Source organism: Nostoc sp. (assembly GCF_036917195.1).
Taxonomy (GTDB): domain Bacteria; phylum Cyanobacteriota; class Cyanobacteriia; order Cyanobacteriales; family Nostocaceae; genus Nostoc.
Genome location: NZ_JBALDG010000043.1, coordinates 1 through 1239, shown reverse-complemented (window position 1 = coordinate 1239; position 1239 = coordinate 1). Strand labels below are relative to the sequence as shown.

At 44.2% G+C, this 1239-nt stretch carries 1 protein-coding gene and 1 pseudogene; both read right to left on the bottom strand.

Going from position 1 to position 1239, the window contains the following annotated elements:
* Nucleotides 1–86: 86 nt before the first annotated feature.
* Nucleotides 87–908 (bottom strand): TonB-dependent receptor plug domain-containing protein, encoded by an 822-nt coding sequence (locus tag V7K40_RS14790; protein ID WP_336884631.1) that lies wholly within the window; start codon nucleotides 906–908, stop codon nucleotides 87–89.
* Nucleotides 894–1127, bottom strand: a pseudogene (locus tag V7K40_RS14785) (AMIN domain-containing protein); the annotation flags it as partial. The gene V7K40_RS14790 and the pseudogene V7K40_RS14785, both read right to left, overlap by 15 nt.
* Nucleotides 1128–1239: the final 112 nt, after the last annotated feature.

Below are 1239 nucleotides of genomic sequence, written 5' to 3'. Positions count from 1 at the left end.
ATGCGGCAACGTTGGCATGAATTTAATCGCTTTCGTGATTGTGTCGATGCCGCATTCAAACAATGTCCTAACGTATTTGCGTAGGGCTATATCTTTGTATTCCGATCAATTTGCCACGTTAAGACGGGTGAAACAAAGTAACGCTGCCTATCCAAAAAATCAACGAAACTTCCTGAAGTTTCCGCAGCAGCATTCAGGCGATATAGCAGTGTTTTATCGGAAGTTAAGGGGCCGGAAAAGTCTAAAGAACTCCGATAAAAATCAAAACTGCCAACTGAAGCTTCCACTGAGTAATAAGGCGAACTTAAAGGCTGTTTAGTGACTAAATTGACAGTGCCTCCGAGAGAACCTTGACCGTACAGAACAGAAGCAGGCCCTTTGAGAACTTCAATACGCTCCAAGTTTGCAGTCTCAGAAGGAATACGGCTACTTGTTCTTTCTCTAAGACCATTCCTCAAAATAGCATCACTATTAGGGGTAAAGCCTCGGATTATAGGTACATCGAATACATTACGGGTCGTACTAGCCGGTTCTTGGATGCCGCTAACGTTTCTTAACGCATCACTGATGCGGGTTATCCGTTGGTCTTCTATCAACTGTCGAGGAATAACTTGAATTGACTGCGGAATATCGCGCAGAGGAGTGTCAGTCTTGGTAGCAGTTGAGGAATCTTCTACACGATATCCATCTTGCTCACCCGTCACTACCAATTCAATCGGTTCATCTGTCTGAGAAGATGGTTGAGTTGGTTGTGTCTCACTTATTGGCTGATTTGGTTCAGGTGTTGGTTGCGTTTGTGATTGTGCTGGTGGTTGGCTAGAAGCAGCCGCACTCGCAACGCTAAAAATCAACCCCTCATTCGGACTGTCAAACAATTCAACAGTTGGGACACCCGCCTCACCTGTCACTGTAACCCGGATAGTGTTAGCATCAAAATTCGTTACTGTTATCCCAGTAATACCTGCAATTGGTTTGTCTGAGCGGAATGTAAATATCTCGCCACTGGGTAAACGTAGTTGCGCGTTAGGAATATCAACAATAAAGCTATTAGCTGCACTACGATTTGTGATTTGCAAGTGTTCCCCAAAGGAAGTCTGTAAAATTACCTCCACACCTTTATCTGTGGGATTGGCTTTAACTGCTGTTAGGACTTACGCAACTGTCACAGGCGATCGGCACTTCTGAGCTATACCAAAGACATAGCGATGGCAGGATGTTTCAGTTGTTGAATTAAATAGT